Here is a 22,135-nt window from a genome sequence, read left to right on the forward strand (position 1 = left end):
GCAGTTTATATTTTTTTAAATTAATTTAATTTAAATTATTTTTTATAGAATACCTAGTTTAAAAAAATCACAAATGTTAATAATTCCAATTAAAGTATTTTTTTTTTCTACTAACAAAAAATTAGTCTTATATGTTTTCATAATTTTAAGTGCATCTATTGCTAACATATCAGGTTTAATTTTAATTATTTTCATATTCATAATTTTTTTGATTTTAGTACGATTTAAATCAATATTAGTATTTAAAACATGTATCATATCTTTATAAGTAAATATACCTTCTATTTTCATTTTTTTATCACAAATGACTACTATTCCTAATTTTTTTTGAACAATTTCTATTAATGCTTCTTTTATTGTTGCATTTTTTTTAATTACAGGCATTTTTCTATCAGTATTAGTGTTTATTAGATCAGATACATGTAACGATAACTTTTTACCTAATATTCCTCCTGGATGTGATAATGCAAAATCTTTTTTTGTAAATCCTCTTGCTTTTAATAAAGAAACTGCTATTGCATCTCCCATGATTAACATTGCTGTTGTACTAGTTGTTGGAGTTAGTCCTAATGGACATGATTCATATGGTACTTTAATACATAAATGTATATTAGCTGCTTTACCCATGCTACTAGATGGATTTTTTGTCATACATATTAAATTAATTAATTGACGTTTTAATATTGGTATAATTGTCAAGATTTCTTTTGATTCTCCTGAATTAGAAATTGCAAGTACTATGTCTTGGCTAGTAATCATTCCTAGATCTCCATGACTTGCCTCTCCTGGATGTACGAAAAATGCTGGAGTTCCAGTACTAGCTAAAGTTGCTGCAATTTTGTTTCCAATATGTCCGGATTTACCCATACCCATTACAACTATTTTACCTTTGCATGAAAAGATATTATTACAAGCTTTATCAAAATCATCATTAAAGTATTTTTTTAGGTATGACAATCCATTTAGTTGAATATCTAGTACTTTTTTAGCAGTTTTTTTAAAATTAATTTTTTCATTTTTTATTTTATTATTTTGCATAATATGAAATTCTATTATCTAATAAATAGTTAGAATATTTAATAAAAATATAGACATTTTTTATACTTGAATTTTAAATCAATAAAATATTTTTTTAGTAATTTTAAAAAAAATAATTAAAAGTATTTATATATTATTGATATAATTTTTTTATTTTATTTTTATATTGTGATCGATCTAATTATAAATTGTTTTGAAAATAAATATTAAATGTAGGATAAAAGATTTTTTTAAATTTATTTATTTTTTTGAAAAAATTAAAAAAGATTATTTTGTTCCGAATATTTTATCTCCAGCGTCACCAAATCCAGGAATGATATATCCTGAATGATTTAAAGATAAATCAATAGAGGCAGTATATAATTTAATATCCGGGTGTTTTTTTTCTAATGCTTGTAATCCTTCTGGAGCTGCCACTAATACGAGTACGGTAATTGATTTACATCCTGCTTGTTTTAATAAATTTATAACTGCAATCATTGATCCTCCTGTTGCTAACATTGGATCTAATACTAGTGCCATTCTTTGATTAATATTTGATGTTAATTTATGAAAATAGAAAATTGGTTCTAATGTTTTTTCATTTCGATAACATCCAACGACGCTAATTTTTGCACTTGGAATATTTTCTAAAACACCATTAATCATTCCTAATCCAGCACGTAGAATAGGAACAATAGTTATTTTTTTACCTTTTATTTTTGTTATTTTTACAGGACCACACCATCCTTCAATAATTATTGTTTCTGTTTCTAAATTAGCTGTTGCTTCATATGTCAATAAACATCCAACTTCTGAAGCTAATTCTCTAAAATGTTTAGTATTAATATTTTTATTTCTCATTAAACCTAGTTTATGTTGAATTAAAGGATGTTTTACTTCAATGATTTCCATATTATCTCCGTAAACAATAAAAAAAATTATTTTTTTATTGATTAAATATACTACTATTTTTTTAAAAAATAGTAGTATATTTATTGTTTATAAAAAATTTATTTTATATATTTTAAAATTTATATGAAATTAATTATATATTTAATTCAGTTTTGTATCAATTTTTTAATTTTTTTTGTATCAGTAAAATTTACATTAATTTTTTTTATAAAAAACTAATTTTTTTGTAAAGTATAATATATATTTAGAAATATTAAATTTAATATATTAATTCGGATATGCAATATGTCATTAACTTATAAAAAATCTGGTGTTGATATTTATAGAAGTAGTCAAATTATAAAAAATATCCAAAAAAATTTAAAAAATATGAATATAAAATGTTCAGAATTAATTTTAGGAATTGGCGGTTTTTCTGCTTTAATTAAAATACCTAAAAATTATCAAAATCCAATATTAGTTACTTCAGTTGATGGAGTAGGCAGTAAGTTAAATTTATCTATAAAATATAAATTATATCAATCAATAGGAATCGATTTAGTTGCTATGGTTGTAAATGATATTATTGTATATGGTGCTAAACCATGGATTTTTTTTGATTATTATTCTGCTAATCAATTACATATTAAAATTTCTAATACTATTATGAAAAGTATTATTCAAGGATGTAAAAAATCTCAATGTACTTTAGTTGGAGGTGAAACATCTGAAATTCCTACTGCATCTTTAAAAAAAACAAAAAATGTTCATTTAGCTGGTTTTGGTATAGGATTAGTAGAAAAAAAAGATATTATAGATGGATCAAAAATTCAAATTGGAGATGTATTAATTGGACTAAAATCAAGTGGTATCCATTCTAATGGATATACATTAATTAAAAAAATTTTAGATATTAATTTAATTAATATTAAATCATTTCAGATTAATAATCGTTTATTGAAAGAATATTTATTTATTCCAACTAAAATTTATGTGAAAGATGTATTATTTTTAGTTAAAAAATATCATATTCACGGTATTGTTCATATTACAGGAGGTGGAATATTAAAAAATATTATTCGTATAGTTCCAAAAAATGGTTATAAAATTATTATTAATACTTCATCATGGGAGTGGCCTTTTTTATTTAAATGGATACAAAAACAAGGGAAAATAACAACTCAAGAAATGTATAATGTATTTAATTGTGGAATAGGTATGATAATAATCGTACCAAAATATGAATCAAATAGTATTTTGAAAGAGTTAAATATTTTAGGACAAAAGGCTTGGGAAATAGGTAATGTTATTCATAATTCATTTAATCAATCTAAAGTAGTATTATATTAATGATTTATAATGAAAAAAATTTTTATTTTAATGTCAGGACAAGGAAATCTTTTAAAATATATTTTAAATTATTTTAAAAAAAATAATAGTAAAAATATTTCGATTTCTGGAGTATTTAGTAATAAGTTTAATGTTTCTGCTATTAAAATAGCAGAAAAAGAAAAAATGCCTTTTTTCTTTTTTAAAGAAAATACTTCATATAATAATGATTATTTAAATGAATATTTATATAATTTGATAAAATTATATGAACCAGATTTAATTATATTAGCTGGATATATGAAAAAAATATCTTCATTTATTACAAAAAAATATTTTGGCAAGATTATTAATATTCATCCTTCATTATTGCCAAAATATCCTGGATTAAATACATATAAGAGAGCATTATTTAATAATGAAAAGAATCACGGAACGTCTATTCATTTTGTTACAAGTAAAATTGATGCAGGTCCTATTATATTTCAGTATGAAATACCAATTTTATCAAAAGATAATATATTTAGTTTAAAAAATAAAGTGAAGAAAATAGAATATATTTATTATCCATTAATTATCGATTTAATTTTAAAAAAAAAAATCATAATAGAAAATAACAAAGTATTTTTTGAAAAATCAATTTTTTTCTTTTTTAAAAATTTTACTATAAAAAATAATATAATGATTAATATTAGGAATTCAAATAAATGTTTATAAAAGGTAGTGACAATAGTATTAAATTACGTCCTTTAGAACGGGAAGATTTGCATTTTGTACATCAATTAGATAATAACGCTAGCATAATGAGATATTGGTTTGAAGAGCCATATGAGGCTTTCGTAGAATTAAGTGATTTATATAATAAACATATTCATGATCAATTAGAAAGACGTTTTATTATTGAAAAAGAAAAAAATAAATTAGGATTAGTAGAACTAGTTGAAATTAATTACATTCATCGTAGAGCAGAAATTGGTGTAATTATAGATCCTAGATTTCAAGGAGAAGGTTATGCAGAAATTGCTACTAAATTAGCAATGGATTATGCTTTTTTTGTTTTAAATCTTTATAAGATATATTTAATTGTTGATAAAGATAATACAAAGGCATTGCATATTTATAAAAAGTTAGGATTTAATATTGAAGGTAATTTAATTGATGAATTTTTTATTAATGGAAAATATCGTACAGTAGTTAGAATGAGTATTTTTCAATATGAACATGCAAACAATTTTAAGAAATCATTTCATCAAAATATTCAATTTAACAAATAATTAAGAATTTACATTTTTTAAAAGTTAATTTTATTTTTTTTAATGTTTTTTTAATATATAATGAAATATATTTCATATATTTTATCTCTTTAAAATTAAAAATAAAAAAAATATTATTATTTAAATAAATATAATAATATTTTTCTATTAAAAAATGAAAAAATTTTCTTTTCGTCAAGTTCATAAATTTGGTGGAAGTAGTATTCATAACATACAATCTTATAAAAGAGTTGCTAATATTATAAAGGAATATAGTCAAATTGATGATTTTATTGTTCTTTCTGCATCCGGTAATACAACTAATTATTTAATTAATTGGTTTAAAGCAATAAAAAATAATTCAGTTTTTGCAAATACAATGCAAGAAAAAATATTTTTCTATCAAAAAGAATTAATTTATGGATTATTGTCAAATAAATCTGCAAATATTTTATTATTAAAACTTACAACTGATTTGAAATATTTAAATAAATTGTTAATTTCTAAAAAATTTAATCATGATATCTATAATGAAGTTGTAGGGTATGGAGAAATTTGGTCTGCTATTTTAATGTCTTATTTTTTAAAAGAATTAAATATTCCTTCATATTATTTAGATTCTCGATTATTTTTATGTGCTGATAATAAAGATGGTATCTATCCTACAATAAATTTTGATTTGTCAAAAAAATTGTTAAATAAAATAATTAAAAATGTTTCTAATAAAATTTTAATAGTTTCTGGATTTATTGCGAGAAATAATCAAGGAAAAACAATACTTTTAGGTAGAAATGGAAGTGACTATTCAGCTACACAAATTGCATCTTTAGTAAAAAATGTAAGTCGAGTAACTATTTGGAGCGATATTAATGGTATATATAGTGCTGATCCATTTTTAGTAAAAAATGCTCTTTTATGGAGAAATTTAAATTTATTTAAAGCTCAAGAATTAGCTAGATTATCACATAATATTTTACATCCTAGATGTTTAGAACCTATTTTTCTTTCTAATTATTTTAATTTATATATTCGATGTAGTTTAAATCCAAAAAAAGATTATACTAAAATTAATCGTGTTATGAATCAAGATGATCAAGCTAAAATTATAGTTAATAATAATTATGTTTCATTGATTGAAATTTTTATTGAAAAAAATAATAATTTGTATAAATTAAATAAAAAAATTTTAATTTTATTAAAATCAAAAAAATTTAATCCATTAGCAGCGTATATACATAAAAAAAGAAAAATAATTCAACTATGTTATAGTACAGAATCTTTATTTATAGTATCTTCCTTTTTAAGGAAAAAGTTATTTTTTCATGGAAAAATCTTCTTTAAAAAGAAGATTTCTCTAATAGCATTAATTGGAAAAGACAAAAAATCTCGTTATTTTTTTTACAAAATTTTAAAAAATAAACCTGTTGAATTTATTTGTGAAAAATTTATCAGTTTAATTGCTATTTTAAATACAAATAGAACAATAAAAATTGTATCAGAATTACATAAAAATATTTTTTAAAAATATATTTATATATATAAAAAATAAAATTTTTATATATCAAAATTTTATTTTTTTATTTCTTTACATTAAATTAAATATTGAATAGAATAAATTATTTTAGTTAGATTTGGATCTATAAATAATAAAATATCGATTCTTAGATGATTTAAAGCTACCAATAATAATAATAAAATTGCTATAGAAAAGTCAATGCCTCCTATTAATGGTAAAAATTTTCTAATTGGAACAAGAAAAAATTCTGTTAAGTAAAATAGTGTATTATTAATAGAATTATAATGATATTGATAATTAATAAAGTTCAAAATACTACGTATTAACATAAACCAAAAAACTATTCTTCCAAAATAATATAATAATTCAATTATACCAATAAATAAAATATTAAATGTTATTAAATTGATATATTTTGCATACCATATTGAAAAAAGTAAGTTAAATAAAGTTAAAATATATGCAATAATAAAAGTAATAATTTTTTGATCATTTACAGGTAAAATTTTTTGAATTTTTGATAAAAATGTGTCTGTTATTTTAATAATAAATTCTGTAAATGGATTGTATATAGTTAAATTAATAGATTGCATCCAAAATCTTAATATTAAAATAATGATATATATTTGAATTATAGTTGGTATTGTAAAATTTAAAAAATTCATGTTTTATTCCAATATTTTTTTAAAATCAATTTTTTTAAAAATTATTAATATTATTAATGTTAAATAATACACATTATTATGTGTGATATTTTTAAAAATTATTTTTTTTTATTAGCCAACTTTCTAAAATAATTACAGCAGAAATAGAATTAATATTTTTTTTTGTTAAAGATTTATATCCTTTTTTTTGAAATAATATTTTTCTTGCTTCTACTGTTGAAAGACGTTCGTCATGTAGTTGAATTGGTATTCTATATTTTTTTTTTATTTGTGTTGCAAAATTACGAGATTTATAACTTATATTTTGTTCTGTACCATCCATATTTAAAGGTAAACCTATAATTGCAATAGATGGTTTCCATATTTGAAATATTTTTTGAATTTTTTCCCAATTAGGGCATCCATTTTTAGATTTTAAAAAATTTATTGGTTGTGCAGTGTTAGTAATTGTTTGTCCAATTGCTACTCCGATATTAAATATACCAAAGTCAAAACCAATAATGATACAATTATTAATATTTTTTTTCATTCTTTTTATTTTTAATTTGTTTTTCAATTTCATCTAAAAAAAGTTTAGTTATAGAATAGTTACTAAAATTATTTTTAGTATTAATTTCTTTTAAACAAGTAGGACTAGTGATATTAATTTCAGTAAGATAATTTCCTATAATATCTATTCCTACAAAAAATAATCCCTTTTCTTTTAAAAAAAGACTTACTGTTTTTGCAATTTTCCAATCGTTTTTTGTCAAATTTCTAATTTCTCCTTTTCCACCTACTGCAAGATTTGCTCTTGTTTCTCCAATTTTTGGAATTCTTGCTAAGCAAGTAGATATAGGATTTCCATTAATTATTAGTATTCTTTTATCACCATCCTGAATTTCATTTAAATAGTTTTGAACCATACAAAAACGCTTTTCTTTTTTTGTTACTGATTCAAGAATGACAGAAGTATTTGGATCGTTTTTTTTTAGTCTAAAAATAGATTCTCCACCCATTTTATGAATGGGTTTAATAATAATATCTTGATATTTTTTATGAAATTCACGTATTTTTTTTATATTATTTGTTACCAAAGTATATGGAATAAATTGGGGAAAATAAGTAATTAATAGTTTTTCATTGTAATGTCTTATACTTTTAGGTTTATTAATAATAAAACTTCCTTTTTTTTCTGCTAAATGTAAAAGATAAGTAGTATGTAGATATTGTGTATTAAAAGGAGGATCTTTTCTGAAAAGAATAACATCTAACTTTTTTAAAAGAATATTTTTTTCTTTCCCAAATTCATACCAACAATTCAAATTTTCTTTTAGATTAATTAAAATTTTTGAATTTCCATATATTTCTCCATCTAAATAATAGATATCTTGAATTTCCATATAAAAAATTTGATATTTTCTATATTGTGCTTCTAATAATATTACAAAACTTGTATCTTTATCAATGTTAATTTTTGAAATTGGATCCATAATAATTCCTAATTTGATCATTTTATCCTCTTTTTGATTGTTAATATTTTAAATTGATAATTTATTGTTAATTATTTTTTTTTAAAAAAAAACATTGGAAATAAGTAAGTATAAGCATTTTTTTTAATTTGTTGAATTAAATTGTTATTTATATTTTGGTATAATCGTTGTATATAAATATCATTGATTTCTCCTTGTTGATATTTGTTTCCTTCTAATTTTGTCATTAATTTTATATTTGCTTTTTCTAGTAAATCTTTTGATTGAAAATCAAAAGATTGATCTTTTTTTTTATAAAAAGATTTTAACCAGCTCCATCCACTTTGTTTTAAAAAAATAAATGGATTTTGCATACCTATTTTGTAGGTATAAATTAATTCTTTTAAATATTCTATTGCCTGATGTTGGTATATTGGATAAAAACACCATTCTGTATTATTTATACCAAAAAAATAACTTTTTTTTGGTTTAATAAAAGAACAATAAATTAAATGTTCGATCCATAGTAATATTCCATCATTAATTGTTAAATTTGAAGTACGATAATGAATAATACCATTTTGGTATATATTTTTTATTTTTCCAAAAATTTTCATAGAATTTGATTTGATTTTAAATACTTTTTCTTTATTATTTAGTGTTTTTTTTTTAATTTTTTCTATTAATAACATAATATTATGTATTTCTTTTTCTAAGTATATTTTTCCAAAGTTTTTTAATGGGGAAAAACCTATTTTTTGAAATTCACTAAATATTTTTTTTATTGGTTTTCCATTTAATAAATATTCTAATAACTTTTTATTAAAATGATATTTTTCTAAATTATTTAAAAAAAAAGGTTCTTCATTATCTAATTGAATATTTGGAATATCAAAATTAATTTTTAAACTTTCTTGAAAATATGTTTTTATTGGATGTTGATAAAATTTGATTATTTTTTTAAGTGAAATTTTTTCAATTTTTTTGATGTTTGTTTGGTAGTTTTTTTTTTTCTTTATAATAGGTATCGATGTTTTAAAGTAATTTTGATACATAGTGTTTGATAAAGAAACATTTTTATCAAAAGGTAATTGACTATGTTTATTAAATAGGAACTTTTTTATTCTTTTTTTTTGTACTTGATCATCTAATTTAATATCTCTTTCTAAGAAAAAATTATCGATAATATAATTGAGTAATGATTCAAATAAAACAGATGGATATTTTTTTTTCTTATTTTTAGAATAAGAGATATAGCTAAGATATATTTCTTTTGATGCGATACTTAAAAGATTTAAAAATAGATTGCATTCATTATCATATTGATTATGATCACTTATTTTAGGTTTTTGATTGATTAAATTCAAATGACAAGGTATTTTTACTTGAGGATAATACGGATAATTCATTCCTAAAATACATATTATTTTAAAAGATATAGAATGTATTTGACTAAAATCGCAAAAAACAATATTATTTTTCATAAAAATATTACTTTTATTGATTTTTTGATTAATTATTTCATTTAAACTGTAAAAAATAGTGGATACTGATATTTTATTTGAATAATTTATTTGAATTCCATTATTTATAATTTTGTTCCATTTTTTTCTTATATATATTAAGGATTTTTGAGTATCTTGATTGCAAACAAAAAATGTTTTTAATATTTTTTTACAAATTGGTAGCCATTTTAGAAAATTTCTATTTTTTTTTAATTCAAATTTCCATTGTTTTATTTTTTCAATAAATTTATGTAAATTACCTACTAGTTCTTTAGTTTTTTGATGATTATTATTATAAGGAATGATATTTTTCCATTGTCCTATATTTTGATCAATTGTTAATCCAAGTAATATTCTATTTAAACCAAATTGCCATGTGTTTTTTTCAGTTTTTGGGAGTTTTAATTCTTTAATATGTTTTTGATCTAATCCATATCTTATTCCAGAATATTTAACAATTTCTTTTAATAAAGAAATATCTTTTTCATATATGGAAAATTTATTTCCTATATATGAAATTTCCAAAAAATTAATAATTTCTTCATTAGTACATCTAGATTCAGGTAATTTTAAAATTAATAAAAAAGTTTGAAAAATAGCATATGTTTTTTTATCTATTTCATCAAAAATAGAAAATAATATTTTTTGATTTAAATTATTAGGATTATTAAATATAGAATTAATATATGGTATATATGTATTAATATTAGGTAATACAACAATTATATCTTTTGGTTCCACATTGATATTATTATTTAATATATTTAAAATATAATTATACAAAACTTCTATTTCTATTTTTTTAGAAGAACATGAATGAAAAGTTATAGATTGATCGTTTGAATTAATTTTTCTTTTTTTTAAATTTATATTATTTTTATATTTATTTTTTAAATATAAAAAATCATATTGAATATTTTTTAGTAAATTTTTTTTATCTATTTCAATATTGAATCGAATATTTATTTTTTTTTTAAATTTTGAAAAAAAATATTCAGTTTGACGATAGTTTTCAATACAAGATTTTATTAATGGATTTAGAAAAAAATTATTGTTATAATTGTATTTGATATTTTTCATATCAATAAATTGATATATTGGTTTATAAAAAAAAATATAAATTTTGATATGTTGATTCAGTGCATTGATTATTTGATAATAAATAGGTGCTAATTTTATTGGATTCCAAATAAAAATACGTTTTGGTAATTGAATTTTTAAAAATTTATTATTTTGTAAATAATTTAAAAATCTTATATAAACATTTTTTTCAATACTTTTTTTTTTATTATTATATAATTTATTCCATAAATATTTTTGCCATATTTGAGTATTATTTAATATGTTAATATCTTTACCTTTTTCCCAAAGAACTATCCATTCTGGACGATAAATTAAATATTTGTTAAATAAATTTACAATTTTTTTGGATAAAAAAAATAAATTTTCTTGATTGTAATCACGATTTAAATAGTTTTTAATATCTTTTAGTACAGGATTATGGATATTGTTTAATATAATATCCATTAATTTCCATTGCATAGATATGGAATTAAAATAAAGATAATGTTTTTTATACTTAAATAATTTTAAAATAATTTTTTTTATAAACACTTTTATTAAAAAAAAATTTATATTAAAATTTATTTCTAAACATTCTGTAATTTCTTTTTCTAACCAACAATTAGTAGTTGAATATTGTGATAAAATTATTTCTGTTTCCCATATATTATTTAGAGGATTGTTTTTTAAGAATTCCAAAAAATTTTTTTTTAGAATATTTAAATCATTAGATTCGTATATTTTGATCATAATAAACAAAACACATTTATACAGTAAATGGATAATAAATTGGTGAATGGTATTGATAATTGATAATTTTAAAATCTTTATTAGTAACCCATGTTTCTATATCTTTTAATTTTTTAATTTTTGGATTAATATGACATTTTGGTAAAGGATAAGGTGTTCTTTTTAATTGAATATCACGCATAATCTTTAATTGATTTTCATAAATATGTGCATTGATAATTTTGTGATATACTTTTCCTGGTTTATTTTTAGTAATTTTTGCCATTAATTTAAGTAAAATAAAACATTGAATTTGATTAAAATTTAACCCTATAGGAACATCACAACTTCTTTGATAAGAAGTTAAGTATAATTTACGATTCATTAAAGAAAAAGTATGTGTATGCATACAAGGTTTAAGACAACCTAATTCTAATTCTCCTGGGTTGTAAAAAGTTAATATTTCTGCTCTATCGTCAATTCCATGAGATAAGTTCTTTATAATTTTTTTTAATTGATCAAGAGAAGTTCCATCAGGACGTATCCAAGATCTTCCTTGTACTCCATAAACTCTGCCCATATCATCTTTTCCATTTCTATTTGGATTATTTAGCCATAATATATTTTTATTTGCATTGGCATTCCATGTATTACATCCAATTTTTCTAAATTGTGAAGCATTAGAATATCCTCTTAAATATCCCAATAGTTCTGAAATGGCAGATTTATAATGTATTTTCCGTGTTGTTATAATTGGGAAATAATTGTTCTCTACATCATATTCAAAATCTACATTAATGACTGTTAAACATTTCATTCCTGTTCTTTTATTGAGAATCCATTCTCCATTATTTATAATTCTTTTACATAATTTTAAATATTGTTTCATAGATTAGTAAATTTTAAATAAATAAAAAAATATTTTTTATCTAAATTTTAATTTAATATAAATAAATAATCCACTAATTATCATTGGTATAGACAATATTTGTCCCATACTTAAACCTAAAAATAGTCCTAATTGAAAATCTGGTTCACGAAAAAATTCAATTAAGAATCTAAAAAATCCATATCCAATTAAAAATAAACTTGACTTTGTTCCAATTAGTACCTTTTTAGGTATTAAAAAATTTAATATAATAAATAAAACAAATCCTTCAAAAAACATTTCATACAATTGAGAAGGATGACGTGGTAAAGATCCATATTTTTCAAATATAGGTAATAATTTAGGGTTGTTTTGTATGATTATGAAATCTAAATATTTTGATTGCGGAAAAATCATGCCAAATTTTTGATTTAGTGTAATTTTTCCCCATAATTCTCCATTAATAAAATTTCCTATTCGTCCTAATATTAATCCAAATGGTGTTAATTGTGCTAAAAAATCACTTATTTTAAAAAAATTGAAATTATTTTTTTTAGAGAATAATACTGTGTTAATAATAACACCAATAAGTCCTCCATGAAAAGACATTCCTCCTTCCCATATTTTAAAAATATGTATAGGATTGTGTATAAAAAAATTAAGATTATAAAATAATATATATCCTATTCTTCCACCAATAACAAGACTAAAAAATGTATTAAATAAAAAGTCATTTATTTTTTCTTTGCCCCATTGTTTTTTGTAATTTGTTTTATTGCTATACCATAAAGCAAAAATAAATCCAAAAAAATACATTAATCCATACCAATGGATAGAAAAAAAGTTAAAAGATATTAATATAGGATTAATATTTGGAAAATTTATATAATCTTTCATTTATAAAAAAGTATAATTAAAAATATATCTTTAAGTTTAATTTTAAAATATATTAAATTATTTTAAATTTAGAGACATTACAATGGGTTCAAATTGTTTCATAACATGTTTATAAACATTTCTTTTAAAAGAAATTACTTTTTTTAATGGATACCAATAGTTTACCCATTTCCAATGATCAAATTCAGGATTTTTACTTCTAAGAATATTAATATTATATTCATGAGTAATTAATTTTAATAAAAACCATTTTTGTTTTTGTCCAATACAAGTTGGGTTACTATCTTTTCTTATTAATTTTTTTGGTATTTTATATTTTGTCCATTTTTTTGTATGTGTCAATATTTTTACATCTTGCTTAGATAATCCAATTTCTTCAAATAATTCTCGATACATAGCTTCTATAGGCGATTCTAAATATTGAATACCTCCTTGTGGAAATTGCCATGCATTTTTTCCAAATCGACGTGCCCATAGTACTTGTGTTTTTTTATTGCAAATAATAATGCCTACATTGTATCGATAACCTTTATTATCTATCATTAAATGGTTCTCATTAAATATCTTAAATTCTGTTAAAAATTAAAATATAATATATGTTATATATTATATAATACTTATATTTTAAAATTTATCCTTAAATTAAAAGTTTTGAAAGATATGAATAATATTAAAAAATATATTCATTGGATTATAAATGAAATTAGATATCATCAATATCTTTATCATGAGTTAAATGAGCCTATTTTACCTGATATAGAATATGATCGTATGTTAAAAAAATTAAAAAATATTAAGGATCAATATCCAGAATTTTTTACTGATAATACTCCAATAAATAATGTTGGTTATATTCCTTCAGGTTTATTAAAAAAAGTAAAGCATCAAAACCCAATGTTATCATTAGAAAATATTTTTAGTAAAAAAGATTATTATTTATTTCAAAGTAAAATAAAAAAAAAGTTAGGTTGTATTGAAAATATTATTTATTGTTGTGAACTAAAAATAGATGGATTAGCAATTAATTTACTTTATAAATTTGGAAAGTTAATTCGTGCTTCTACTAGAGGAAATGGGATTATAGGTGAAGATGTTACAGAAAATGTACATTATATTTCAAATATTCCTTTAAAATTATTAGGCAATCATATACCTGAATATATTGAGATTCGTGGAGAAATCTTTATGATGCATAAAGATTTTGAAAGTCTCAATAAAAATATAATAAGAAAAAATAAAGGAAAAATATTTAGTAATCCTAGGAATGCAGCTTCTGGATCATTACGTCAATTAAATCCATTAATTACAGCTAAAAGAAAATTAAATTTTTTCCCTCATGGTATTGGTGGTTTCTCAAAGACGTTTAATTTGCCTTGTTCTTATTATGATTGCTTAGTTAAGATGAAAGAATGGGGTTTTATTATTAATAAGCAAACAAAACTTGTTAATTCTGATAAAGATATTTTTGATTATTATCAAAAAATGCAAGATCAGCGTTCAAATCTTAAATTTGATATTGACGGCATTGTGATTAAAATTAATTCAATAAAAATTCAAAACAAACTTGGAAGTAATAATTATGCTCCAAATTGGGCTATAGCATATAAATTTCCTGCACAAGAAAAGTTAACAACATTAAAAAATATTGATTTTCAGGTTGGAAGAACTGGTGTGATTACTCCAGTTGCTAAATTAAAACCTGTAATGATTTCTGGGGTAAAAATTAAAAACGCAAATTTATATAATATTAATGAAATAAAACGTTTAAATTTACATATAGGAGATACTGTAGTTGTTCGAAGATCTGGTGATGTTATTCCCAAAATTATTAACGTTATTATTAAAAAACGTTTAAAAAACAGCAAAAAAGTTATTTTTCCAATTCAATGTCCTGGTTGTCAATCTAAACTTGTACGATATAAAGATGAAGTTAATATTCGTTGTTTGTCAGGATTTTCATGTATTTATCAGCTTAAAAAATTTTTAATTCATTTCGTATCTTATGATGCAATGAATATTCAGGGTATTGGAATAAATATTATTAATCAGTTAGTTGATAACAAATATCTGAAAACTGTTTTAGATTTTTATTCTTTAAATAAAGATATGTTAATGAAGTTAAATAATTTTCAAGAAAAATCTGCTTTAAAATTACTTTATTCTATTAAAAATAGTAGAAAAGTTTTTTTATCTAATTTTATATATGCTTTAGGAATTAGAGATGTAGGAAAAATAAATTCTAAAAATTTAGCTATTCGTTATAAAAAATTAGATTTTTTTTTGAAATCTGATTTCAATTCTTTAAATCAAATTGACGGTATTGGAATGAATATTGCAAAAAATATTCTTGACTTTTTAAGTCAAGAAAAAAATATTTTTTTTATTAAAAAACTTTCGAAAAAATTAAAAATTTTGTCTGTTCAAGAAAAAAAAGAAGATTTTTATTACAAAAATATTTTTAATAATAAAAATATTGTATTTACTGGAAGATTAGTAAATTTTAAACGGAAAGAATTGGAAAGAAGATTTATTTCTTTAGGTGCAAGGATTTATAATTTTGTTTCTAAGAAGATACATTATTTGATTATTGGAGAAAAGGTTGGTTCTAAATTTAATCAAGCTAAATTATTAAACGTTAAAATTTTAGATGAAAATAAATTAATAAAAATTTTTAAAAAAAATTAATTAAATATTTTTTTAGTTTAATTGTATTTATTGATATTTATATATATGATAAAATCTAGTATTTGTTAGGCCCTTTAGCTCAGTGGTTAGAGCGTACGACTCATAATCGTTTGGTCGCTGGTTCGAATCCAGCAAGGGCCAAATTATATTGTATAAATAATATATTTTTTAATGATCATTAAATATAAAACATACAATTTTCACTTGAATGATTTTTAAAAACATTCAAGTGAAAATTGTATGTTTTATATTTATAAAGGACATAAATTTTATTAAAAGAAAAAAATTTTTTCGGCGAGAGAGGATTTGAACCTCCGACCCACTGGTCCCAAACCAGTTGCGCTACCAAACTGCGCTACTCGCCGAAATATAATTAATTAATTAATAATATTAAAAATAATGGGTGACTAATGGGATTCGAACCCATGACAACCGGAATCACAATCCGGGACTCTACCATCTGAGCTATAGTCACCATTATTTTAATTTGATTAAATTTTAATTATATATTATTTATTATATATGACAAATTTTATTTTTATAAAAACTGCGCTCGACAGGATTTGAACCTGATTCCTCTGTCTTCGGAGAACAGTGCTCTATCCATATGAGCTACGAGCGCATTTATTCTAACAAGTTATTACTAAAATTTATATAAAAAAATTTTTTGTATAACATTATTAATTTTTAAGTGTTTTTAATATTTTTTTTTCTTTTTTCAGTTTTGTATAAGATTTTAAATTTTTTTCTAAAAGATCATGTGTTTTTTGAATAATATTTGAAGGTGCTTTTTTTAAAAAGTTGTTATTTTTTAGTTTATTTTGTATTAAATTAATATAATTTTTTATTTTATTTATTTTTTTATTAATAAGATTTAATGCTTCATTTTTATTTATTAAATCTATTTTTGGAATAATGATTTTTATTTCATCATCAATAAATGTGATATAATGAATATCATGATTAAAATCAGAATATTTTAAAAATTTTATATTTATTAAATTTCCCATAAATTTAATATAAATAATATTATCTACTAATATTTGTTTTATTTTTTTATTTTTTATTTTTAAAAATATTTTTAATGGTTTATTAAATGATATTTTCATTTTTTTTCTAATATTTCGTATACTCACTATTATCTTTTTTATCCATTTTACAGAATATTCTGCTTTTTTATTGATATAAATAGAATTATATTTTGGAAATTTTGTTATCATGATTGTATTTTCTTTAAATTTCAATATTTTTTTTATTTTTTGCCAAATTATTTCTGTAATAAATGGAATAATAGGATGTGCTAATCTAAGTAATTTTTCTAGTGTTTCAATTAATATTTTTTGAGTTGCTATTTTATTTTTTTCTTTTTCTTGTTTAAAAACTATTTTAGACAATTCTAAATACCAATCACAAAATTCATTCCAAATAAAATGATACAAAATATTTGTTGCTATATCAAATCTGTAATTATCTAAGGCATGACGATAAGTTTTAATCGTGTTGTTTAATTTTGAAACGACCCATAAATCTATGTCAGAAAATACAATTTTTGTTTTTTGATCATTTATTTTAATATCAACATTATTTAAAATATATTGACTAGCATTCCATAACTTATTACAAAAATTTCTGTATCCAACAAGTTTATTCATGTTCCAAAAAACATTTCTATTAGCAGATGAAAGAGAAGCTAGTGTAAATCTTAGTGCATCTGTTCCATATCCAGGTATTCCATTAGGATATGTTTTTTTTGTATTTTTAATAATTTTGTCTTTTATTGTTTGTTTGATTATATCATTTGTTCTTTTTTTTAATAATTTTTTTAAAGATATTCCATCAATCATATCAATAGGATCAATAACATTTCCTTTAAATTTAGACATTTTTTGTTTATTTTCATCACGTACTAAAGCTGTAATATAAACATGTTTAAATGGAATTTGTGATTTTCCGTGTTTATCTTTAATGAAATAAAGTGTTAACATTATCATACGTGATATCCAAAAAAAAATGATATCAAATCCACTAACTAAAACATTTGTTGGATGAAATTGTTTAAGTTCAGAAGTATTTTTTGGCCAACCTAATACCGAAAAAGTCCATAAACTTGATGAAAACCAAGTATCTAATACATCAGGATCTTGTTTTAATAAAATATTTTTATGTAATTTATATTTTTTTCTTATTTCACTTAAATTATTTCCAACATAAATATTTCCATTTTTATCATACCATGCAGGTATTGGATGACCCCACCATATTTGTCTAGAAATACACCAATCTTGGATAATGTTCATCCAAGAAAAATAAATGTTTTCATATTCTTTAGGAATAAATTTAATCGACCCATTTTTTACAATATCAATAGCTTTTTCTTTTAATTGAGATACTTTTAAATACCATTGATCAGTCAGCATTGGTTCAACAACAACTCCTCCTCGATCACTATATGGAAGTATAATGCAATCTTTTTCAATTTTAGTTAACAATTTTTTTTCTTTTAATTTTTCAATAATGATTTTACGTGCAGAAAAACGATTTATTTTTTGATATATTAATGGTATATTAGATGAAAAAATTTTGCTTTTATTACCATTACTATCAAATATTTCTAATTTTTTAAGAATATTTCCTTTTGAATCAAGGATATTAATCATGGGTAATTTATGACGTTTAGCAATTTCATAATCTGTAAAATCATGTGCTGGAGTAATTTTCATACATCCTGTTCCTTGATTAATATCTACAGATTTATCAGAAATAATAGGAATAATCCGATTAATTAATGGAACTAATGCTGTTTTTCCTATTAATTTTTGATACCTAATATCATTAGGATTTACAGCTAGTGCTGTATCACCCAATATAGTTTCTGGTCTTGTTGTAGCTATAGAAATATAATTTAAATTATTTTGATTTAGAATTTGATATTGAATATGCCAAACAAATCCTTGAGTTTTTTTATTCTCAATTTCTAAATCTGAAATTGCAGTACGTAATTTAGGATCCCAATTAACTAATTTTTTTCCACGATAAATAAGTTTATCTTCATACAAACTAATAAATGCTTTTTTAACTGATTTTTGAAAATCTTTATCCATAGTGAAACGTTTTTTGGTCCAATCTATAGAATTTCCTAATCGTTTCATTTGCATAAAAATTTTTTTTTGTATATTTTGCTTCCATTGAAGCATCTTTTTTTTAAATTCTTTTTTTTCTAAATTATACCTATTTTTTTTTTCTTTTATGAGAATTTTATTCTCTAATAAGATTTGAGCAGCTATTCCAGCATGATCGATTCCAGATTGCCAAAGTGTATTTTTTCCTTGCATACGATTATAACGAATTAAAATATCCATAATTGTTTGTTGAAAGGCATGTCCCAAATGTAAAGAACCAGTTATATTAGGAGGTGGTATAACAATACAAAAATTTTCTTTTTTATTTTTAGTAGGTTTAAAAAATCCATTTAGTTCCCATTTTTTATATATGTTTTGTTCGAATTTTTTCAAAGAAGAATATGATGTTTTTTTATAAATTTTATTTTTTTTTGTTTTATTCATTGATTTTTTAAATTTTTTTTGTTTTTTATTTATTGTTTTTAACACGATTCATAAGAAATTGAGCTAACAATTTCATTGGTCTTCCAGTTGAATTCTTATTATTTCCTGTTTTCCATGCTGTGCCGGCAATATCTAGATGAGCCCAACAATATTTTTTTGCAAAAAAATGTAAAAAACAACCGGCAGTAATTGTTCCTCCAGGAACTCCTCCTACATTTGATATATCTGCATGGTTTGATTGTAATTGCAAATTAAAATCTTCATCTAAAGGTAATTGCCAAGCTTTATCATTACTTTCTTTTCCTGCATTTATAATTTCTTTTGCTAATTGGTTATTATTAGATATCAATCCATTATAATAAGTGCCTAATGCTATTACACATGCTCCTGTTAGTGTAGCTATATCGATTACAATTTCTGGGTTATATTTAGAAACATAAGTTAATACATCACATAGTACTAATCTTCCTTCTGCGTCAGTATTCAGTACTTCAACTGTTTTTTTAGACATCGTTTTAATAATATCTCCTGGTCTATACGCTGCACTACTTAACATATTTTCACATAATGCTAAAACACCAATAACATAAATTGGCAATTTTAATATTGCAAGAAATTTCATAATACCATACACGACAGCAGCGCCAGACATATCATATTTCATTTCATTCATATGATTAGATGGTTTAATTGAAATACCTCCAGAATCAAATGTTAATCCCTTTCCAATAAGAATAATTGGTTTTTTTTCTTCATATTTTTTTTCATTATATTTCATTATAATCATTAAAGATTTATTTTTTGATCCAGAACCCACTGCTAGATATGCATTCATACCTAATTTTTTCATCATATTTTCGTCTATAATTTCTAATTTAATAGTGGAGTATTTTTTTTTTAATTGATCTGATTTCATAAAAAAATAAGATGAATTACAAATATTTGGTGGCATATTTGCAAGGTTTTTAACACTATTAATTGATTCTTGAATAGCCAAAGCATCTTTAATTGCATTTTGTGTAGTTAAATATTCATCAGATTGAGATAAATAAAATATTATTTCTTTTTTAATTTCTGTTTTTTTTTTACTTTTTAAAAGATCAAAACTATATGTTTCATCTAGAATAATTTCTATTGTTTTTCTAATTTTCCAATAATTATTTTTATTTAAAACATGTAAATAATGTAATAAAAAAATAAATTTTTTTTCATTAATTTTAATTAACTTGTTAATAATTTTTTTTATGATATTCTCATATTTTTTTTCATTAATTTTATTTTCTTGTCCACATAAAACTAACAATATTCTATCTGCATTTATATTTGGCACATTATAAAGTAATAATGTATTACCATTTTTTTTATTTAAATCTCCTTTTTTTAATATTTTTAAAATATAGTTATTTGTTATGTCATTAATTTTTTTTGTTAATTGATGTAATTTACATTCATTAAAAATAGGAATGATTATGCAATAATCATTTTTTTTTAAAAATAAATTATTATTTGTTTTAAATTCAAACATTTTTTTTCTCTTTTATTATTTTTTTATAATATTTTTTTATTGTTATTTAAATAACAGAATCTAGATCTGATAATCTAAATAGATATTAATTAATTTTATATTAAGTACAATTAGGATATAATTACATGATTTTTTTTCAATATTTATTAAAAGAATCTTTTAAAAAACAAATTTCTGTTTTTTTTGTTTTAAAAATTATTTTTTTAATTCAAAAAATAATTTATATATTAACTTCAACAAATTATAAAAATATTTCCAGTAATTTAATAATAATTTTATTAGGATTGTTTATTCCGCATATCATTCAAATTATTTTGCCATTAAGTCTTTTATTAGGAATTTTAATTTCTTATGGGAAATTGTATACAAATTCTGAAATTATTGTTATGTATTCTTGTGGCATGAATAAAAAAATTCTTATTTTTACATCTTTGGTTTTATCTTTTTTTAGTGCAATTTTAATGATGATTAATGTTATGTATATTTTACCTTCATCTATATCATTTCAAAAAAAAATATTAAATGAAGAAAATTTTAATAGTTCTATTATTAATTCATTTGAAAATAGATTTCAAGAAACAAAAGATAAAAAAATTATTTTTTTTATTGAAGATATTAATGGAGAACAATTAAATAATTTATTTATTATACAAAAAAAAGAAATAAATAAAATATCCGAATCCATAATTATATCAAATTTTGGTTTTTTTTGTAAAGATAAAAAAAAAATTATTTTAAAAAATGTAACACGTTATGAAAAATCAAGATTTCATAATCCAATAAACATAACTCATTTAAATGAATATATTTTTTTTCTTCACCAAAAAAAAAATAATTTTATTTCTCAAATAGAAGAAAAAAAATTTATAGAGCTTTGGAAAAATAATGATATTGAATCAAAAATAGAATTTCATTGGCGTTTGATATTAGTTTTTTCATTGTTCATTATAGGTATAATGACGGTTCCATTATCTGAAACACATTTCAGAAAAGAAAAAATTTTAAAAACAATTATTCCTGTTTTACTTTTTTTAATATTTTTTATTTTAGAAAATCTTTTACATATTCATTTTAATCAATATGGAATTAATATTATATTTATAATGTGGATTATAAGTTTTATATTTTTCTTTATTTCAATAATGATGAATTGTTAAATTTTTACATAATATTCAT

General features: G+C 20.9%; 17 protein-coding genes and 4 tRNA genes. 7 read left to right on the forward strand and 14 right to left on the reverse strand.

The window, feature by feature from the left end:
* Positions 1-42: 42 nt before the first annotated feature.
* Both RA161_00260 and upp read right to left on the reverse strand, forming a co-directional pair.
* Positions 43-1,038, reverse strand: a complete 996-nt coding sequence (locus tag RA161_00260) for a KpsF/GutQ family sugar-phosphate isomerase (GenBank protein WMY97509.1) — start codon at positions 1,036-1,038, stop codon at positions 43-45.
* A gap of 267 nt (positions 1,039-1,305) precedes the next feature.
* Positions 1,306-1,932, reverse strand: coding sequence for a uracil phosphoribosyltransferase (upp, locus tag RA161_00265; GenBank protein WMY97510.1), 627 nt, complete (start codon positions 1,930-1,932; stop codon positions 1,306-1,308).
* Between the two features lie 285 nt (positions 1,933-2,217).
* Between upp and purM the strand changes: the two genes are divergently transcribed.
* From purM to RA161_00285, 4 genes are all read left to right on the forward strand, one after another.
* A complete protein-coding gene (purM, locus tag RA161_00270; protein ID WMY97511.1) occupies positions 2,218-3,261 on the forward strand; it encodes a phosphoribosylformylglycinamidine cyclo-ligase in 1,044 nt (347 codons plus the stop codon).
* 9 nt (positions 3,262-3,270) lie between these two features.
* Positions 3,271-3,957 carry a phosphoribosylglycinamide formyltransferase gene (gene purN / locus RA161_00275; protein WMY97512.1) on the forward strand — a complete coding sequence of 229 codons (687 nt, stop codon included), beginning with the start codon at positions 3,271-3,273 and terminating at the stop codon, positions 3,955-3,957.
* Positions 3,948-4,514: a spermidine N1-acetyltransferase gene (speG, locus tag RA161_00280; protein ID WMY97513.1), complete on the forward strand. Its 567-nt coding sequence runs from the start codon at positions 3,948-3,950 to the stop codon at positions 4,512-4,514. Before purN ends, speG begins: the two co-directional genes overlap by 10 nt.
* A gap of 154 nt (positions 4,515-4,668) precedes the next feature.
* Complete coding sequence (locus RA161_00285) at positions 4,669-6,015, forward strand: hypothetical protein (protein ID WMY97514.1); 1,347 nt, start codon at positions 4,669-4,671, stop codon at positions 6,013-6,015.
* A gap of 68 nt (positions 6,016-6,083) precedes the next feature.
* On the opposite strand, the gene RA161_00290 is transcribed toward RA161_00285, so the two are convergent.
* The 7 genes from RA161_00290 to rppH all read right to left on the reverse strand — a co-directional run bounded on the left by RA161_00290 (position 6,084) and on the right by rppH (position 13,729).
* A complete protein-coding gene (locus tag RA161_00290; protein ID WMY97515.1) occupies positions 6,084-6,674 on the reverse strand; it encodes a YggT family protein in 591 nt (196 codons plus the stop codon).
* A 91-nt stretch (positions 6,675-6,765) separates the two neighbouring features.
* A complete protein-coding gene (gene ruvX / locus RA161_00295; protein ID WMY97516.1) occupies positions 6,766-7,203 on the reverse strand; it encodes a Holliday junction resolvase RuvX in 438 nt (145 codons plus the stop codon).
* Positions 7,187-8,167 carry a glutathione synthase gene (gene gshB, locus RA161_00300; GenBank protein ID WMY97517.1) on the reverse strand — a complete coding sequence of 327 codons (981 nt, stop codon included), beginning with the start codon at positions 8,165-8,167 and terminating at the stop codon, positions 7,187-7,189. The genes ruvX and gshB overlap by 17 nt, the downstream gene beginning before the upstream one ends.
* A gap of 50 nt (positions 8,168-8,217) precedes the next feature.
* Positions 8,218-11,442, reverse strand: coding sequence for an exodeoxyribonuclease V subunit gamma (gene recC, locus RA161_00305; protein WMY97518.1), 3,225 nt, complete (start codon positions 11,440-11,442; stop codon positions 8,218-8,220).
* 16 nt (positions 11,443-11,458) lie between these two features.
* Positions 11,459-12,310, reverse strand: coding sequence for a thymidylate synthase (locus tag RA161_00310; GenBank protein ID WMY97519.1), 852 nt, complete (start codon positions 12,308-12,310; stop codon positions 11,459-11,461).
* Between the two features lie 36 nt (positions 12,311-12,346).
* Positions 12,347-13,186, reverse strand: coding sequence for a prolipoprotein diacylglyceryl transferase (lgt, locus tag RA161_00315; protein WMY97520.1), 840 nt, complete (start codon positions 13,184-13,186; stop codon positions 12,347-12,349).
* A 57-nt stretch (positions 13,187-13,243) separates the two neighbouring features.
* Positions 13,244-13,729, reverse strand: a complete 486-nt coding sequence (gene rppH / locus RA161_00320) for an RNA pyrophosphohydrolase (GenBank protein ID WMY97521.1) — start codon at positions 13,727-13,729, stop codon at positions 13,244-13,246.
* Positions 13,730-13,846: 117 nt separating this feature from the next.
* On the opposite strand from rppH, the gene ligA reads away from it, so the two are divergent.
* Together ligA and RA161_00330 are read left to right on the forward strand one after the other, a co-directional pair.
* Positions 13,847-15,871, forward strand: a complete 2,025-nt coding sequence (gene ligA, locus RA161_00325) for an NAD-dependent DNA ligase LigA (GenBank protein ID WMY97522.1) — start codon at positions 13,847-13,849, stop codon at positions 15,869-15,871.
* 68 nt (positions 15,872-15,939) lie between these two features.
* Positions 15,940-16,012 (forward strand) — tRNA-Ile (locus RA161_00330).
* A 150-nt stretch (positions 16,013-16,162) separates the two neighbouring features.
* Here the strand turns inward: RA161_00330 and RA161_00335 are convergent.
* The 5 genes from RA161_00335 to RA161_00355 all read right to left on the reverse strand — a co-directional run bounded on the left by RA161_00335 (position 16,163) and on the right by RA161_00355 (position 20,959).
* Positions 16,163-16,236, reverse strand: a tRNA-Pro gene (locus RA161_00335).
* A 37-nt stretch (positions 16,237-16,273) separates the two neighbouring features.
* A tRNA-His gene (locus RA161_00340) sits at positions 16,274-16,346 on the reverse strand.
* 73 nt (positions 16,347-16,419) lie between these two features.
* Positions 16,420-16,493 (reverse strand) — tRNA-Arg (locus tag RA161_00345).
* A gap of 58 nt (positions 16,494-16,551) precedes the next feature.
* Complete coding sequence (locus tag RA161_00350; GenBank protein WMY97523.1) at positions 16,552-19,434, reverse strand: valine--tRNA ligase; 2,883 nt, start codon at positions 19,432-19,434, stop codon at positions 16,552-16,554.
* A gap of 25 nt (positions 19,435-19,459) precedes the next feature.
* Positions 19,460-20,959, reverse strand: a complete 1,500-nt coding sequence (locus RA161_00355; GenBank protein ID WMY97524.1) for a leucyl aminopeptidase — start codon at positions 20,957-20,959, stop codon at positions 19,460-19,462.
* A gap of 125 nt (positions 20,960-21,084) precedes the next feature.
* Here RA161_00355 and RA161_00360 point away from each other — a divergent pair, with 125 nt between their 5' ends.
* Positions 21,085-22,116: an LptF/LptG family permease gene (locus tag RA161_00360; GenBank protein ID WMY97525.1), complete on the forward strand. Its 1,032-nt coding sequence runs from the start codon at positions 21,085-21,087 to the stop codon at positions 22,114-22,116.
* Positions 22,117-22,135: the final 19 nt, after the last annotated feature.

The organism is Arsenophonus sp., assembly GCA_031446085.1.
In the GTDB taxonomy this organism is placed as follows: Bacteria; Pseudomonadota; Gammaproteobacteria; order Enterobacterales; family Enterobacteriaceae.

What these genes read in the sequence shown, in the direction of transcription:
- RA161_00260 (WMY97509.1), bottom strand. Translation starts at nt 1,038, where the DNA reads ATGCAAAATAATAAAATAAAAAATGAAAAAATTAATTTTAAAAAAACT.
- upp (WMY97510.1), bottom strand. Translation starts at nt 1,932, where the DNA reads ATGGAAATCATTGAAGTAAAACATCCTTTAATTCAACATAAACTAGGT.
- purM (WMY97511.1), top strand. Translation starts at nt 2,218, where the DNA reads ATGTCATTAACTTATAAAAAATCTGGTGTTGATATTTATAGAAGTAGT.
- purN (WMY97512.1), top strand. Translation starts at nt 3,271, where the DNA reads ATGAAAAAAATTTTTATTTTAATGTCAGGACAAGGAAATCTTTTAAAA.
- speG (WMY97513.1), top strand. Translation starts at nt 3,948, where the DNA reads ATGTTTATAAAAGGTAGTGACAATAGTATTAAATTACGTCCTTTAGAA.
- RA161_00285 (WMY97514.1), top strand. Translation starts at nt 4,669, where the DNA reads ATGAAAAAATTTTCTTTTCGTCAAGTTCATAAATTTGGTGGAAGTAGT.
- RA161_00290 (WMY97515.1), bottom strand. Translation starts at nt 6,674, where the DNA reads ATGAATTTTTTAAATTTTACAATACCAACTATAATTCAAATATATATC.
- ruvX (WMY97516.1), bottom strand. Translation starts at nt 7,203, where the DNA reads ATGAAAAAAAATATTAATAATTGTATCATTATTGGTTTTGACTTTGGT.
- gshB (WMY97517.1), bottom strand. Translation starts at nt 8,167, where the DNA reads ATGATCAAATTAGGAATTATTATGGATCCAATTTCAAAAATTAACATT.
- recC (WMY97518.1), bottom strand. Translation starts at nt 11,442, where the DNA reads ATGATCAAAATATACGAATCTAATGATTTAAATATTCTAAAAAAAAAT.
- RA161_00310 (WMY97519.1), bottom strand. Translation starts at nt 12,310, where the DNA reads ATGAAACAATATTTAAAATTATGTAAAAGAATTATAAATAATGGAGAA.
- lgt (WMY97520.1), bottom strand. Translation starts at nt 13,186, where the DNA reads ATGAAAGATTATATAAATTTTCCAAATATTAATCCTATATTAATATCT.
- rppH (WMY97521.1), bottom strand. Translation starts at nt 13,729, where the DNA reads ATGATAGATAATAAAGGTTATCGATACAATGTAGGCATTATTATTTGC.
- ligA (WMY97522.1), top strand. Translation starts at nt 13,847, where the DNA reads ATGAATAATATTAAAAAATATATTCATTGGATTATAAATGAAATTAGA.
- RA161_00350 (WMY97523.1), bottom strand. Translation starts at nt 19,434, where the DNA reads ATGAATAAAACAAAAAAAAATAAAATTTATAAAAAAACATCATATTCT.
- RA161_00355 (WMY97524.1), bottom strand. Translation starts at nt 20,959, where the DNA reads ATGTTTGAATTTAAAACAAATAATAATTTATTTTTAAAAAAAAATGAT.
- RA161_00360 (WMY97525.1), top strand. Translation starts at nt 21,085, where the DNA reads ATGATTTTTTTTCAATATTTATTAAAAGAATCTTTTAAAAAACAAATT.